This is a genomic window from Methylobacterium sp. A54F (assembly GCF_053346035.1).
This window is the reverse complement of record NZ_JBKFBF010000009.1, coordinates 118781-132862: the sequence shown is the minus strand read 5'-3', so window position 1 is coordinate 132862 and position 14082 is coordinate 118781. Positions and strand designations below refer to the sequence as shown.

General features: G+C 72.4%; 13 protein-coding genes. 8 read left to right on the top strand and 5 right to left on the bottom strand.

The window, feature by feature from the left end; translation table 11 throughout:
* The first annotated feature begins 15 nt into the window (after positions 1-15).
* Entirely contained in the window at positions 16-936 is a 921-nt protein-coding gene (locus ACLBXP_RS16200) for a DMT family transporter (protein ID WP_447668760.1), read from the top strand.
* Positions 937-939: 3 nt separating this feature from the next.
* On the opposite strand, the gene ACLBXP_RS16195 is transcribed toward ACLBXP_RS16200, so the two are convergent.
* The gene (locus ACLBXP_RS16195; RefSeq protein ID WP_447668759.1) at positions 940-1245 is read right to left on the bottom strand and encodes a hypothetical protein; all 306 of its coding nucleotides are present in this window, start codon (positions 1243-1245) and stop codon (positions 940-942) included.
* 218 nt (positions 1246-1463) lie between these two features.
* On the opposite strand from ACLBXP_RS16195, the gene ACLBXP_RS16190 reads away from it, so the two are divergent.
* Together ACLBXP_RS16190 and ACLBXP_RS16185 are read left to right on the top strand one after the other, a co-directional pair.
* Entirely contained in the window at positions 1464-2069 is a 606-nt protein-coding gene (locus ACLBXP_RS16190) for a sulfite oxidase-like oxidoreductase (RefSeq protein ID WP_447668758.1), read from the top strand.
* A complete protein-coding gene (locus ACLBXP_RS16185; protein WP_447668757.1) occupies positions 2062-2781 on the top strand; it encodes an FAD-binding oxidoreductase in 720 nt (239 codons plus the stop codon). The genes ACLBXP_RS16190 and ACLBXP_RS16185 overlap by 8 nt, the downstream gene beginning before the upstream one ends.
* 16 nt (positions 2782-2797) lie before the next feature.
* Here the strand turns inward: ACLBXP_RS16185 and ACLBXP_RS16180 are convergent, their stop codons facing one another.
* The gene (locus ACLBXP_RS16180) at positions 2798-3913 is read right to left on the bottom strand and encodes a calcium:proton antiporter (RefSeq protein ID WP_447668756.1); all 1116 of its coding nucleotides are present in this window, start codon (positions 3911-3913) and stop codon (positions 2798-2800) included.
* Positions 3914-4124: 211 nt separating this feature from the next.
* Here ACLBXP_RS16180 and ACLBXP_RS16175 point away from each other — a divergent pair, with 211 nt between their 5' ends.
* Positions 4125-5825: a DEAD/DEAH box helicase gene (locus ACLBXP_RS16175; RefSeq protein ID WP_447668755.1), complete on the top strand. Its 1701-nt coding sequence runs from the start codon at positions 4125-4127 to the stop codon at positions 5823-5825.
* Between the two features lie 104 nt (positions 5826-5929).
* Here the strand turns inward: ACLBXP_RS16175 and ACLBXP_RS16170 are convergent, their stop codons facing one another.
* Complete coding sequence (locus ACLBXP_RS16170; RefSeq protein WP_447668754.1) at positions 5930-6337, bottom strand: hypothetical protein; 408 nt, start codon at positions 6335-6337, stop codon at positions 5930-5932.
* 10 nt (positions 6338-6347) lie between these two features.
* Complete coding sequence (locus tag ACLBXP_RS16165) at positions 6348-6659, bottom strand: hypothetical protein (protein ID WP_447668753.1); 312 nt, start codon at positions 6657-6659, stop codon at positions 6348-6350.
* A gap of 316 nt (positions 6660-6975) precedes the next feature.
* Between ACLBXP_RS16165 and ACLBXP_RS16160 the strand changes: the two genes are divergently transcribed.
* The gene (locus ACLBXP_RS16160) at positions 6976-7911 is read left to right on the top strand and encodes a glutaminase (RefSeq protein ID WP_447668752.1); all 936 of its coding nucleotides are present in this window, start codon (positions 6976-6978) and stop codon (positions 7909-7911) included.
* A gap of 52 nt (positions 7912-7963) precedes the next feature.
* On the opposite strand, the gene ACLBXP_RS16155 is transcribed toward ACLBXP_RS16160, so the two are convergent.
* Positions 7964-8158 carry a DUF2735 domain-containing protein gene (locus ACLBXP_RS16155; protein WP_447668751.1) on the bottom strand — a complete coding sequence of 65 codons (195 nt, stop codon included), beginning with the start codon at positions 8156-8158 and terminating at the stop codon, positions 7964-7966.
* Between the two features lie 402 nt (positions 8159-8560).
* Here ACLBXP_RS16155 and ACLBXP_RS16150 point away from each other — a divergent pair, with 402 nt between their 5' ends.
* The 3 genes from ACLBXP_RS16150 (at position 8561) to ACLBXP_RS16140 (ending at position 14065) form a co-directional block, all read left to right on the top strand.
* Positions 8561-9604 carry a glutamine synthetase beta-grasp domain-containing protein gene (locus ACLBXP_RS16150; RefSeq protein ID WP_447668750.1) on the top strand — a complete coding sequence of 348 codons (1044 nt, stop codon included), beginning with the start codon at positions 8561-8563 and terminating at the stop codon, positions 9602-9604.
* A 308-nt stretch (positions 9605-9912) separates the two neighbouring features.
* The gene (locus tag ACLBXP_RS16145) at positions 9913-13200 is read left to right on the top strand and encodes a helicase-related protein (protein WP_447668749.1); all 3288 of its coding nucleotides are present in this window, start codon (positions 9913-9915) and stop codon (positions 13198-13200) included.
* 121 nt (positions 13201-13321) lie between these two features.
* A complete protein-coding gene (locus tag ACLBXP_RS16140) occupies positions 13322-14065 on the top strand; it encodes a Crp/Fnr family transcriptional regulator (protein WP_447668748.1) in 744 nt (247 codons plus the stop codon).
* Positions 14066-14082: the final 17 nt, after the last annotated feature.

Sequence of the window (14082 nt, the reverse complement as noted above, 5' to 3'; positions counted from 1 at the left end):
GAGACGAGCAGGCGCGTGACGGCCAGACCGACGACGGCTCCCGAGACGACGGCACGCGCCCCGGCGGCCTACCCGATTCTGACCTTCGTGACCCTGCTCTGGGCCGGCAACGCCGTCGCCGGCAAGGTGGCGCCCGGGCAGGTCTCGCCCCAGGCCCTGACCTGCCTGCGCTGGGCCATCGCCTGCCTCGCCCTCGCCCTGGTGGCGCGCCGTCGCGTCCTGGCCGAATGGCCGGATCTGCGCGGTCACTGGCCGCGCATCTTCCTGATGGGAGCGTGCGGCTACACGATCTACGCGAGCCTGTTCTACGCGGCCGGCGCCTACACCACGGCCGTGAACCTCGCGCTCTTTCAGGGCGCGATTCCGGTACTGGTCATCCTCATGAACTTCGTCGTCCACCGCATCGCGGTCGGTCCGGCGCAGGTCGCCGGGGTGCTGATCACGCTGCTCGGGGCCGCCACCGCCGCGACCCACGGCGACTGGGTCGTCCTGCGGACGCTCGACCTGAACCGAGGGGACGTGCTGATGCTCGGCGCCTGCGTGCTCTACGCGGGCTACACGGTGGGCCTGCCCTCGCGCCCGAAGGTCTCGGCGCTGACCTTCTTCTCGGCCATGGCGCTCGCCGCCCTGCTGACCTCGCTGCCGCCCCTGGCGATCGAGTGGGCGGCGGGCCGGCTGATCTGGCCGACGCCCGAGGGCTGGCTGATCACGGTGTTCGTCGGCCTCGGGCCATCGCTCGCCGCGCAGCTCATGTTCATGCACGGGGTCGAGCTGATCGGCCCCAACCGTGCGGGGCTCTTCGTCAACCTCGTGCCGATCTTCGGGGCCGGGCTCGCCGTGCTGATCCTCGGCGAGCCCTTCCGCTGGAACGACGCCCTGGCGCTCGGCCTCGTGCTCGGCGGCATCTTCGTGGCCGAGCGCTTCGGGCGGCGCTGAACCCTACTCGCAGACGCGGACGCGGCGGACGATGACGTCCCCGTAGGCGTCGACGTAGCGGCGGCGCTCGAAGTGGCAGACCGGGCCGTAATCCTCCTCGACGTAGACCGGCCGGGGCGCGCGGTAGACCGGCTGCCCGGGATAGTAGCCGTTCTGCGAGGACGCGATGGCGCCGCCGACCGCGAGGCCGCCGAGGACGCCGAGGGCCGCCGCGCCGCCGGGGCCGATGCCGTCGCGCGCCTGGGCGGACGGCGCCGCAGCGGCGGCGAGGCCGCCGGCCAGGAGCGTGGTGGCGAGTAGCTTGTTCATGATCGACCCCTCCGGTGCATTGTTCCATGCGCCGCGGGACGTCCTCTGCGGCGAGCAGCAGCACCATCGGCCATAATGGGGCATTTCTTCGGCGAAGCGGTGCGGCACGGCACCCCGGCCCGGAGCGGCCGCAAGCCTTGACGCGGAAGGGCTTTCTGGGATCGAACCGACGCGACGGCACCGGCCTCGGCGCGGTGCGGGATGGAGCGAGGCGGCCGATGGCGACGCGAGGATTCACCGGGCGCCGACCGCCCGAGGCGACCCAGGAGCGGCTGCCGCCGGGGCAGTACCTGACCGAGGATTTCCCCGTGCTGCAGCTCGGGCCGACCCCGCGGATCGATCTCGAAACCTGGCGCTTCACGCTTCGCGATGGTCCTCGCCCGGTCAAGAGCTGGTCGTGGACGGAATTCGCCGCACTTCCGCGCACGCAGTGGAAGGGCGACATCCACTGCGTCACGAAGTGGTCCAAGTTCGACACCGGCTGGGAGGGCGTGAGCTTCGATGACATCTTGGCGGATGCCGGCATCAGCGCTCCGACCGACTTCCTGCTGGCGGAAGGTTTCGACGATTACACGACGAACGTCCCGGTCGCCGACCTGACGGGCGGCAAGGCCATGGTCGCGACGCTCTACGAGGGACGCCCGATCCCGCCGGACCACGGCGGCCCGGCCCGCCTGCTGGTGCCCCACCTGTACTTCTGGAAGAGCGCCAAGTGGTTGAAGGGCTTGCGCTTTACCCGGAAGGACGAGGCCGGGTTCTGGGAGCTGCGAGGCTACCACATGTACGGCGATCCCTGGCGCGAGCAGCGCTTCACCGGTGACTGAGCCGGCCCGGCTCCGCTGGGGCGAGGCGACGATCCTGGCGATCACGCCGCTGACACCCACGCTGGACAGCTACCTGTTCGCGGCGCCGTCCATCGGCGTGTCCAGCGCCGGGCAGCACGTGGACGTGCGGCTGTCCAGCGAGGACGGCTATCAGGCGCAGCGCAGCTACTCGATCGCCTCGGCCCCGGACGGGTCGGGAACGATCGAGCTGATGATCGAGGCCCTCGCCGACGGCGAGGTCTCCGGATTCTTCCGCGAGGTCGCCGCGGTCGGCGACCGGATCGAGATGCGGGGGCCGATCGGGGGGTCCTTCGTCTGGCGGCCGGGCGACGGCGGTCCTCTGCTCCTCGTCGGAGGCGGGTCCGGCATCGTGCCGCTCCTCGCGATGCTGCGCCATCGCGCCGCGGCGGCCCCGGGGGTGCGGGCCCACCTGATCTACTCGGTGCGCACCCGGGCCGAGGCCGCCGCGCTCGCCGAGATCGAGGGCTGGGCGGCGGCCGATCCGGCCTTCGGCCTGACCCTGCTCACCACGCGGGAGGGCGGCGGCCGGCGGATCGACGCCGCGGCGGTGCGGGAGGCCCTGGCGGCCCTCGGCGCGCCGGCCCGGGTGTTCGTCTGCGGCTCGAACCCGTTCGTCTCCGCGGCCTCCGACCTGCTGCTCGACGCCGGCGTGCCGGCGGCCCGCATCCGCACCGAGCGGTTCGGGGGCTGAGGGCCGGCCGTAGGGCTCAGGGGCTGAAGATCAGCACGATGTAGACGAAGAACACGATCAGGTGCACGGCGCCCTCCAGCACCGTGGTGCGCAGGCCCGAGAAGGTCAGGGTGCTGAGGATCAGGGTGACGGCGAGCAGCGTCATCTCGGTGGGCTTCAGCCCCAGCACCACGGTCTGCCCGGTGAGCAGGCCGACCGCCAGCACCGCCGGCACGGTGAGGCCCACCGTCGAGGTCGCGGCGCCGAGGCAGAGGTTGATCGCCCGCTGCAGCTCGTTGCGGGCGATGGCCTTGAGCGAGGAGATCGCCTCCGGCGTGAAGACGATCGCGGCGATCAGCACGCCGCTGAGCGCCGAGGGCGCGCCGAGGGCCGCGATGCCGTGGTCGAGGATCGTCGCGAGGCTCTTGGAGAGCAGCACGATCGGCAGGATGTTGGCGACGAGGAGCCCGGTGTGCAGGGCGATGCCGCCGGAGGCCGCGGGCTTCGCGGCGTCCGCCTCGGGGCCGGGTGCGGCCTCCGCCTGCGCCTCCCGCTCCTGGGCATCCATGAAGAAGTCGCGGTGGCGCCCGGTCTGGATCAGCAGGAATACCGCGTAGAGCGCGACGGTGAAGACCGAGAAGGTGACGGCCTGGAGCTTCGTCAGGCTGCCGTCCTGGGTGGAGCTCGTGAAGTTCGGGATGATGAGCGCGATCGTGGTGAGCGGGATGATCACCGACAGGAAGGCCGAGGCCCCCTGGAGGTTGTAGGATTGCTGGTGATGGCGCAGGCCGCCGATCAGCAGGCCGATGCCGACGACGCCGTTCAGCACGATCATCAGCACGGCGAACATGGTGTCGCGCCCGAGCGTCGCCGCGTCCTTGCCGCCGAGCATCACGGCCGAGACCAGCGCCACCTCGATGATGACGATGGCGAGCGTCAGCACGAGGGTGCCCAGCGGCTCCCCGAGCCGCTCGGCCAGCTCCTCCGCCTCGTGCACGACGCCGAAGGCGGCCCACAGGATCACGGCGAGGATCCAGGCGAACAGGCCGGTGGCCCAGAGCGGGTCGCCGAGGCCGCCGAGCCAGCCCTTGCCGAAGACCAGGAAGGCGGCGACCGTGGCCCAGGCCACCACCAAGCGCAGGATCCCGCCCATCGTCCCGTCCACCCCTCGCCCGCCCGCACGAATCCCTGCCGCCCCGTCGCGGGGCCCCCGCGACGCAGGTGGCCCATGCAGGGCGCGGCGTGGCGCGCACGGTCCTTTGCGGGTAGAAGCGCGGTTCCGCAACCGATTCGAGACCGATCCGTTCCGCTCAAGCTGCGCCGCGCGCGCGCCGGGACGACGATGGTCGTGGAAAGACCTGTTCGTGCCGTTCCCCACCCTGCCCGCCCCCCTCGCGCGGGCCCTTTCCGAGCGCAACTACGCCGAGCCGACGCCGGTGCAGAGCGCCGTCCTCGACGCCGCCCCGGCCGCCCGCGACCTGCTGGTCTCGGCCCAGACCGGCTCCGGCAAGACCGTCGCCTACGGGCTCGCCATCGCGGGCGATCTCCTCGGCGAGGCCGAGATGCTGCCGCCCGCGGCCGCGCCGCTCGCCCTCGTCATCGCGCCGACCCGCGAGCTGGCGCTGCAGGTTCACCGCGAGATCACCTGGCTCTACGCCCCGGCGGGCGCCCGCGTCGCCTTCTGCGTCGGCGGCATGGATCCGCGCCGCGAGGCCCGCGTGCTCGCCGACGGCGCCCACATCGTGGTCGGCACCCCGGGCCGCCTGCGCGACCACATCGAGCGGCGCAACCTCGCCACCGAGGCCCTGCGGGCCGTCGTCCTCGACGAGGCCGACGAGATGCTCGACATGGGATTCCGCGAGGATCTCGAGTTCATCCTCGGCCAGACGCCCCCCGAGCGGCGCACGCTCCTGTTCTCCGCGACCCTGCCGAAGGGCATCGAGGCGCTCGCCGAGCGCTACCAGAGCGGGGCCCTGCGCATCGCGGTCAAGAGCGAGACGCGCGGCCACGCCGACATCGCCTACCGGGCGATCCGGGTGGTGCCGCGGGAGATCGAGCACGTCGTGCTCAACGTCCTGCGCGAGGCGGACGCGCCGACCGCCATCGTGTTCTGCAACACCCGCAACGCGGTGCGCCACCTCCAGGCGAGCCTCACCGAGCGCGGCTTCTCGGTCGTCGCGCTCTCGGGCGAGCTCGGCCAGGGTGAGCGCAACGCCGCCCTGCAGGCCCTCCGCGACGGGCGCGCCCGGGTCTGCGTGGCGACCGATGTCGCGGCCCGCGGCATCGACCTGCCGACGCTGAGCCTCGTGATCCACGCCGACCTGCCCCACGACGCCGAGGTGCTGCAGCACCGCTCGGGCCGCACCGGCCGGGCCGGCCGCAAGGGGACGAGCGTCCTCCTCGTGCCGAACTCCCGCCGGCGGCGCGCCGAGCAGATGCTCAGCCTCGCCAAGGTCAGCCCGGAATGGAGCGGCCCGCCCCCGGCCGACGAGATCCGCCGCCTCGACGGCGAGCGCATGCTGTCCGACCCCCTCTTCACCGAGGAGCCGGCCGAGGAGGACGTGGCGCTCGCCGCCACGCTCCTCGCCCAGAGCAGCCCCGAGGCCCTGGCCGCGGCGCTTGCCCGGGTCTACCGCACCCGCCTGCCCGCCCCCGAGGAGGTGACGGACCCCGGCGACCTGCGCGAGCGCCGGCCCGAGCGGGCGCCCTACGACCCGCGGGACGCGGAGCGCATCGCCGCCATGGGCCCGGCCGTGTGGTTCCGCCTCAACCTCGGGCGCCGCGACAACGCCGACCCACGCCGGCTGCTGCCCATGCTCACCCGCCGGGGCGGCATCGACCGGCAGGAGATCGGCGCCATCCGGATCTTCGAGCGCGAGACCAAGTTCGAGGTCCGCGGCAACGCCGCCACGCGCTTCGCGGCGGCGTTCGCCCGCAGCGGCTCCCCGGAGATCCAGGTGGAGGCCCTGGCGGGCGCGCCCGAGCAGGGCCCGAAGGGCTTCAAGAGCCCCCGCGCCGGCAAGCACACCCGCCACGTCGGCAAGCCCGCCCGGGGCCCGAAGTAGGGTTCCGCGGCCCGCCGGTGCGGGTACTCCCCGGTGTCGGGACAGGCCGCGGAGGTCCCGGCATGGCGGCCGACGCCGAGCCGGAGCTCCGAAACCCCGGTTTCTCACTCCGCGCAGTTGGCGGCGTAGAGGTCCCGGGCGCGTTCCATCGCGCGGTAGTCGGCCGCGCTCGCCGGGTTGCGCAGTTCGGGCCCCTCCGGCAGGCGCCCGAGGAAGCCGGCCTTCAGGTCCGCCACGAAGCCGCGCGGCCCCGTATAGGCTCCCATCCGGTTCCGGGAATCCACGGTCCCGCAGACCGCTCCGGCCCGGCCCGCCCGCAGGGCGGCGATCCGGTGATCCGACGGGCCGAGGAGCCGGTCCGCGAGCGCGAGCAGGTGGCTGGATCGCTTCGTGCCGAGCGTCAGATCCGGGTCGTCGAGGCTCGACTGCGCCAGGACCGCACCGCATCCCGCCAGGCCGAGCCCCGCGGCGCAGAGGAGCCGGATCCCCGGGCGGCGTGGATTCGGGAGCATCGCCTGGCCGCTACTCGGACGCGCGCCCGAGCTTCATCGCGATGCAGGTCCGCACGAAATCGCCGAGCGTCAGCTCCTTGGTGTCGCCGATGTTGGCCGTCTCTTCGAGGCAGTTCAGGAAGTAGGTGTTCGTCAGGTCCGGCGACAGGGCGATCATGGCCCTGCCCATGCGGTCGGTGAAATCGACCTTCTCGCTTCGTCCCGCGCGCGGCCATTGGCTCGCCAGATCGTCCATCCGCAACGTGCCGGCCGCGTCGGCGGACCTCGCGGTAGCCGTCAGGAGCAGGGCCGACACCAGGGTGCCGATGGCGAACGTCCTCATGTCACCTCCCGGGGCGCCCGGTCGTGCCGGCCCATTCGCAGCGAGCAGGGACGACCGCAGTTTTTGCCGAGGCTATGGACGCGCTAGACTGAGATCAACTTATAAACGTCTCAAGTTATACTTCGTCATCGGCGCGGGCCCTCGTGAACGCCCCCGAACCCCTTGGATCGTCCCGCGGGGGCGGAACCCCGGCGGAAAGGGGGCCGCCGCCCTCCCCCACGCTTGGCCGTCGAGTTGCTTGCGGCGGGGCTCGCGCGGCCGCGACGGTCCGGCCCCGCACGAACCATCCCCGCGTTCGCAACGAGGTGCCGGGTCCATGAGCCATGCCGAGCTTCAGCGGGTCGTCTCCGAGATCGCGGAGGCGATGCGCGCGCGGCCGGATCGCGGCGAGGTCGCGCGCTACATCCCCGAGCTCGCCCGGGTCGATGCCGGCGCCTTCGGGCTCGTGGTGATCGATGCGGACGGCAACGTGGCCGCGGCCGGCGACAGCGAGGTGCCCTTCTCGATCCAGAGCATCTCGAAGGTGTTCACCCTGACCCTCGCCCTCGGCATGGTGGGCGACCGCCTGTGGCGCCGGGTCGGGCGGGAGCCCTCGGGCAGCCCGTTCAACTCCATCGTGCAGCTGGAGCGGGAATGCGGCATCCCCCGCAACCCGTTCATCAATGCCGGCGCCATCGCCGTGACGGACGTGATCCTGTCCGGCCACCAGCCGCGGGAGGCGCTGGGGGAGATCCTGCGCTTCATGCGCTACCTCGCCCAGGATTCCTCAATCGCCATCGACGAGGCGGTGGCGGCCTCGGAGCAGCGCACCGGCTTCCGCAACGCGGCGCTCGCGAACTACATGAAGTCGTTCGGCGTGATCGACAATCCGGTGGATTTCACGCTCGGCGTCTACTTCCACCACTGCGCGATCGCGATGACCTGCCGCCAGCTCGCGACGGCCGGGCGCTTCCTCGCCCATGCGGGGCGCGACCCCTCGACGGGCCTGCAGGTGGTCCAGCCCGAGCGGGCCCGGCGCATCAACGCCGTGATGCTGACCTGCGGCCACTACGACGGATCGGGCGAGTTCGCCTACCGGGTCGGCCTGCCCGGCAAGAGCGGCGTCGGCGGCGGCATCCTGGCGGTGGCCCCCGGCAAGGCCTCGATTGCGGTCTGGTCGCCGGGGCTCGACGCGGCCGGCAACTCGCATCTGGGGCGGATCGCGCTCGAAGCGCTCACCCGCCGCCTCGGCTGGTCGATCTTCGGTCCCTGAGCCGCGCTCAGGACTTGTGGGCTCAGGACTTGTTCGCTCAGGACTTGTTCGCTCAGGACTTGCGGGAGCGATCGGTCTCCTGGATCGCCGCCTCGTGGTACCAGGCGCCGCCGAAGGCCATGTCCGATCCGCGGGAGCCCGCGTGCGCCGCCGGCCGGAGCGCCTCCCGCCGGTCGCCCGACCCGGCCCGAACCCTGACCGGAAACTGGTAGATCTTCGCCGTCTCCCGATGGAAATCCGAACTCATCACCCGATGTCCTCTTGTGCGTGATTGGCCGTTTCGTATCGCCTCGAACGTAGCGGCTCTGCTTCGACTTTGCGCGCCCTGCCCGCAAGAAAACCAGCCTTTGCGAACAATATCAGCAGGACTTGCCTTGCCTTTCCGCGCGACATCTGAACGGGAGCAAGTTTTTCAGGCAGTGCTCGCTTTGGAGGCGGAATTTCGCGCCTGCGCCGATGCGGGCCGAACGGTTGCGCCCAAGGTGCTTCTCGTGCCCGAGCGGCCCGCGGACGCGCTCGGCGGGCCGCCGGCGGCCCATGCGCCCTCCGGCTTGGCATACCCTGTGCTACGGGGGCAGCGGCCAGCGGCGGCTAGGTGCAGTCTCAGGACCCCTCACACGTCGCATCGCTAAATCACGAGAGACTCGCGATGACGAAATACAAGCTCGAGTATATTTGGCTCGATGGGTACACGCCGACCCCGAACCTGCGCGGCAAGACGCAGATCAAGGACTTCGAGGGCTTCCCGTCCCTGGAGCAGCTGCCGCTCTGGGGCTTCGACGGCAGCTCGACCAAGCAGGCCGAGGGCTCGAACTCCGACTGCGTGCTGAAGCCGATCCGGCACTTCCCCGATCCGGCCCGCACCAACGGCGTGCTCGTCCTCTGCGAGGTCATGATGCCGGACGGCACGACCCCGCACCCGTCGAACAAGCGCGCCACGATCCTCGACGACGAGGGCGCCTGGTTCGGCTTCGAGCAGGAATACTTCTTCTACAAGAACGGCCGCCCGCTCGGGTTCCCGGAGACCGGCTACCCGGCACCGCAGGGCCCCTACTACACCGGCGTCGGCTACGCGAACGTCGGCGCCGTGGCGCGCCAGATCGTCGAGGAGCACCTCGACCTCTGCCTCGCGGCCGGCATCAACCACGAGGGCATCAACGCCGAGGTGGCGAAGGGCCAGTGGGAGTTCCAGATCTTCGGCAAGGGCTCCAAGAAGGCCGCCGACGAGATGTGGATGGCCCGCTACCTGCTGCAGCGGCTGACCGAGAAGTACGGCGTCGACATCGAGTACCACTGCAAGCCGCTCGGCGACACCGACTGGAACGGCTCGGGCATGCACGCGAACTTCTCGACCGCCTACCTGCGCGAGACCGGCGGCCAGGCGTATTTCGAGAAGCTGATGGCGGCGTTCGACAAGAACCTGCACGACCACATCGCCGTCTACGGCCCCGACAACCACATGCGCCTCACCGGCAAGCATGAGACGGCGCCCTGGAACAAGTTCTCCTACGGCGTGGCCGACCGCGGCGCCTCGATCCGCGTGCCGCACAGCTTCGTCAAGAACGACTACAAAGGCTATCTCGAGGATCGCCGCCCGAACTCCCAGGGCGACCCCTACCAGATCGCCTCGCAGATCCTGAAGACGATCGCCTCCGTCCCCACCGGCGCGTCGAGCGTCTCGGCCGCGGCCTGAACCGAGGCGGCTCCGCCCGGCGGAGCCCCATAAAGACCGAGAGCGGCGCGGGCCGGGAGCCCGCGCCGCTCTCTGCGTTTCGGACCCTGCCTCATGCCTGAGCAGCGGCGCGCATCGCACGGGTGACGGCCCTGGCGCGTGACCGGGCATGGCGCGTCCGCGGGCAGTTCAGGGGCCATCGAGGATGGCCCCGCACCAGCCACCCGGTGCGGCACCGCGGAAGCTGGGGACGGCGCCGAAACCGCGGACCCACCGCCCCGACTCGCGAGTTGCCGAAGCCAGGACAGGCAGGGGTTGCGGCGGGTCAGATGGCCAAAGCGAAGCGAGCGGCCGGGCGCGGGACGCGCCCCGAGGCCGCGGAGACGACGGCGCCGCTCATTCCGGCAGGTGCGCTGGCGGTGGCGCTCCTCGGGCTGACCGAGGGGGCGGCCCCCCTGGTCCATGTCGCCCGCGACGGGCGCGGCCTCGACGCGCTGGCCGACATCCTGCGCGCCCTCGCGCCGGGCCTCGCGGTGGCGGTCTACCCCGAATGGGACTGCCTGCCCTTCGATACCTCCTCGCCGAGCCGCGGGGTGATGGGCGCGCGCACGGGGGTCCTGCGGTGGCTCACGGATACCGCGAGCCGGCCCGACATCCTGCTGACCACGGCCCCCGCCCTGATCCAGCGCGTGCCGCCGCCCGAGACCTGGGCGGAGGCCCGCGTCGAGATCCGCCTCGGCGACACCCTCGACGTGGAGGCCCTGGCGCAGGCTCTGCAGCGCCTCGGCTACATCCTCGACGACCGGGTGGACGAGCCCGGCGAGGTCGCGATCCGCGGCCGCACCATCGACGTGTTCCCGGCAGCGGCGCCCCTCCCCTGCCGGGTCGAGCACGAGGACGGCCGGGTCGGGCGCATCCGCGTCTACGACGCGGTCTCGCAGCGCTCCCTCTCGGAGACCGATGTCCTGGTGATCGACCCGGCCACCGAGATTATCCTGGCGGCGGATTCGACGGAGACTCTGCGCCCCTTCACGGGCCAGGAGCACCGTTTGCCGGCGCTCTACGGGCGGCTCGCCGGCGTGCTCGACGACCTGCCCGAGGCGCGCCTCGTGGTGGAGGCCGGCGCGGATGCGCGGGCCGCCGCCTTCTTCGAGCAGATCGCCGAGGGCCGCGAGGGGGGCTCGCGGGGAACGCCCGCCGATGCGGGCCTCTACCTCACGCCGGACGCGTGGGAGGCGACGCTCGCGGCCCGCCGCGTCGCCGTCGCCGAGCCGGACGTCGGCGAGGACGTCGCCATGCCGGCCTTTGCCCGCAACGGCCGACAGAACGCGGCCTTCGCCCGCGCGCTCGCCGCCCGCCTCAAGGCCGGCGACCGGGTGGTGCTGGCGGGCCCCCGCAAGGCACTGGCCCGCCTCGTGCGCCAGGCCGAGAAGGCGGCGGACCGGCCCGTGCGGATGATCGGCGCCTGGGTCGAAGCCGAGGCGGCGAGGCCCGGCGAGGTACTGGCCCTCCGCGCGCCGATCGATGCCGGCTTCCGGGTGCCGGAGCGCGGCCTCAGCGTCTTCGCGGCGGCCGACCTGCTGGGCCCGGAGGCCCGCGCACGCGAGGACCGCGCCCCGGTGCTGCCGATGGGCGAGGTCGAGCTCCGGGTCGGGGACGTCGCGGTCGACCGCGACAACGGCCTGTGCGTGTTCGAGGGCCTGGAGGCGGTGGCCTCGGGCCCGGGCGCGGCCGAGGAGGCCCTGCGCCTGCGCTTTGCCAAGGGCGACATCCTGATGGTGCCGGTCTCGCAGGCCGATCGCGTCTGGCGCTACGGCTCCGAGGAGGAGGCCGTGACCCTCGACCGGCTGGAGGGCGGGGGCTGGGCGCGGCGCCGGCTGGAGGCGGAGGCGAGCATCGCCCGCACCGCCCGCACCATGCTGGCGCTGGCGCAGGCGCGCGCCAGCGCCGAGGCGCCGGTGCTGAAGCCCTCCGAGCGCGAGATGGAGCGCTTCGCGGCGGGCTTCGGCTTCGATCTGACGGCCGATCAGGCGAGCGCCACCGCGGCGGTGCTGGCCGACCTCGCCTCTGGCCGGCCCATGGACCGGCTGGTCTGCGGCGACGTGGGCTTCGGCAAGACCGAGGTCGCGCTCCGCGCCGTCGCCGCCACGGTGTTCGCGGGCCGGCAGGCGATGATCGTCGCGCCGACCACGGTGCTGGCCCGCCAGCACGCCCGCACGCTGGAGCGCCGGCTCGGCCGCTTCGGCATCGCGGTGGCGCAGCTCTCACGCCTCGTCGGGCCGAAGGAGGGCAAGCGCGTCCGCGAGGGCCTGAAGGACGGAAGCATTCGGATCGTGGTCGGCACGCAGGCGCTCGCGGGGCGCGGCGTCGCCTTCGCGGAGCTCGGCCTGACGGTGATCGACGAGGAGCAGCGCTTCGGCGCCAAACTGAAGGAGCGGCTGCGGGCGCTCGCGGGGAACGGCCACGTGCTGACGCTCACCGCGACCCCGATTCCCCGCACCCTGCAGACGGCCCTCGTCGGGCTCCAGGACCTCAGCGTCATCGCGACGCCGCCCGCCGTGCGCCAGCCGATCCGGACCGTGATCGCCCCGTTCGACGCGGACGCGGTGCGGGCGGCATTGATGCGCGAGCACCGGCGCGGCGGCCAGAGCTTCGTGGTCTGCCCGCGGATCGAGGACATCGCGCCGATGGCCGAGCGCCTGCGCGCGATCGCCCCCGGGCTCGACGTGGCGGTGGCGCACGGGTCGCTCAAGCCCGCTGCCATGGACGAGATCATGGTCCGCTTCGCCGATGGGGACGGGGACGTCCTCCTGGCGACGAGCATCATCGAGAGCGGCCTCGACGTGCCGCGGGCCAACACCATGCTGGTCTGGGACGCGGAGCGCTTCGGCCTCGCCCAGCTGCACCAGCTCCGGGGGCGCGTCGGACGCGGCCAGCGCCGGGGCGTCGTGCACCTCCTGAACGAGCCCGACCGCCCGCTCTCCGCGGCCACCGAGAAACGCCTGCGCACCCTCGAAGCCCTCGACAGGCTGGGCGCCGGCTTCACGATCAGCGCCCGCGACCTCGACCTGCGCGGCGCGGGCGACCTCGTCGGCGACGCCCAGGCCGGCCACGTCAAGCTGATCGGCCTCGGGCTCTACCAGCACCTGTTCCAGCTCGCGCTGCGCGCCGCGAAGGGCGAGCCCGCCAGCGACTGGACCCCCGAGATCCGCCTCGGCCTCGGCGGGGAGATCCCGATCGGCTACGTGCCGGAGCCCGAGGTGCGGCTCGGGCTCTACACTCGGCTCCTGCGCGTCGGCGCCGCGGAGGAGATCGACGCCCTCGCCACCGAGATGGAGGACCGGTTCGGGCCGATCCCCGAGGCGGCCCGGGCGCTCCTCACGATCGCGCGGCTGCGCACGGCCTGCCGCGACCTCGACGTCGCCTGCCTGAGCGGCGGCCCCCAGGGCATCGCGGCCGATCTCCGGCGGGGCGTGCGCCCCCGCCCCGGCCTCGCCGACGCCGACGTCACGGTGCGCGCGGATCGCATCCTCCTGCGCACGCCCTGCACGAGCGCCGAGGACCGGAGCCGCCACGCGGAGCGCCTGATCGCCCGGATCGCGGAAGGGTCCGGGTGATGCGGGGTGCCCGCAGGACGAAGTCCGTTGCACGCGCTCGGCGCCCGCGCGACACATAACCTTTGTTAAATCGGCACCCGCGGTTTCGCTCTACTCCGGTCGTCACTGGGCCGGGGCCGGAATGCCGCATCATCTCATCCTGAAGCTTGAGCAGTTCACGAAGCTCTCGCACGAGGACAAGGTGGCTTTGCGCAAGGCGGCCTCCCTGAAGCGCCGGCACCTCGGCGCGCGCGAGGACATCATCCGCGAGGGCGACGACCCGGGCCACGTCAACCTGATCCTCGACGGCTGGGCCTGCCGCTACAAGCAGCTGGTGGACGGCCGGCGCCAGGTGATCTCGTTCTTCCTGCCGGGCGACCTCTGCGACCCGCACGTCTTCGTGCTGCGGGAGATGGACCACTCGATCGGGACCCTGACGAACGTCACCCTCGCCGAGATCCCGCGCACCACCATCCTGGCGATCACCGAGAACCACCCGCGCATCACGCAGGCCCTGTGGTGGGAGATGCTGGTGGCGACGGCGATCCAGCGGGAATGGACGGTGAATCTCGGCCAGCGCACGGCGCTCGAGCGGCTGAGCCACCTCCTCTGCGAGCTGTTCTTCCGCCTGCGCAGCGTCGGCCGCACGGACGGCCGTTCCTGCGAGCTGCCGGTGACCCAGCTCGACATCGCCGACGCCATGGGCCTGTCGAACGTGCACGTGAACCGCACGCTGCAGGAGTTGCGCGCGGCCGGGCTCATCGTGCTGAAGGACCGCCTGCTCACGATCCCGGATCTCGCGGCGCTGGCCGAGGCCGGCCTGTTCAACCCGAACTACCTGCACCTCGATCGCCTGGGCCGCCACTTCGACGCGAACGACGGCTGAGCGCCCGGGCGGAGGGC

Coding starts and splice junctions, on each gene's coding strand:
- ACLBXP_RS16195 (WP_447668759.1), bottom strand. CDS start 1,245: ATGAACAAGCTACTCGCCACCACGCTCCTGGCCGGCGGCCTCGCCGCC.
- ACLBXP_RS16190 (WP_447668758.1), top strand. CDS start 1,464: ATGGCGACGCGAGGATTCACCGGGCGCCGACCGCCCGAGGCGACCCAG.
- ACLBXP_RS16180 (WP_447668756.1), bottom strand. CDS start 3,913: ATGGGCGGGATCCTGCGCTTGGTGGTGGCCTGGGCCACGGTCGCCGCC.
- ACLBXP_RS16170 (WP_447668754.1), bottom strand. CDS start 6,337: ATGCTCCCGAATCCACGCCGCCCGGGGATCCGGCTCCTCTGCGCCGCG.
- ACLBXP_RS16165 (WP_447668753.1), bottom strand. CDS start 6,659: ATGAGGACGTTCGCCATCGGCACCCTGGTGTCGGCCCTGCTCCTGACG.
- ACLBXP_RS16160 (WP_447668752.1), top strand. CDS start 6,976: ATGAGCCATGCCGAGCTTCAGCGGGTCGTCTCCGAGATCGCGGAGGCG.
- ACLBXP_RS16155 (WP_447668751.1), bottom strand. CDS start 8,158: ATGAGTTCGGATTTCCATCGGGAGACGGCGAAGATCTACCAGTTTCCG.
- ACLBXP_RS16150 (WP_447668750.1), top strand. CDS start 8,561: ATGACGAAATACAAGCTCGAGTATATTTGGCTCGATGGGTACACGCCG.
- ACLBXP_RS16145 (WP_447668749.1), top strand. CDS start 9,913: ATGGCCAAAGCGAAGCGAGCGGCCGGGCGCGGGACGCGCCCCGAGGCC.
- ACLBXP_RS16140 (WP_447668748.1), top strand. CDS start 13,322: ATGCCGCATCATCTCATCCTGAAGCTTGAGCAGTTCACGAAGCTCTCG.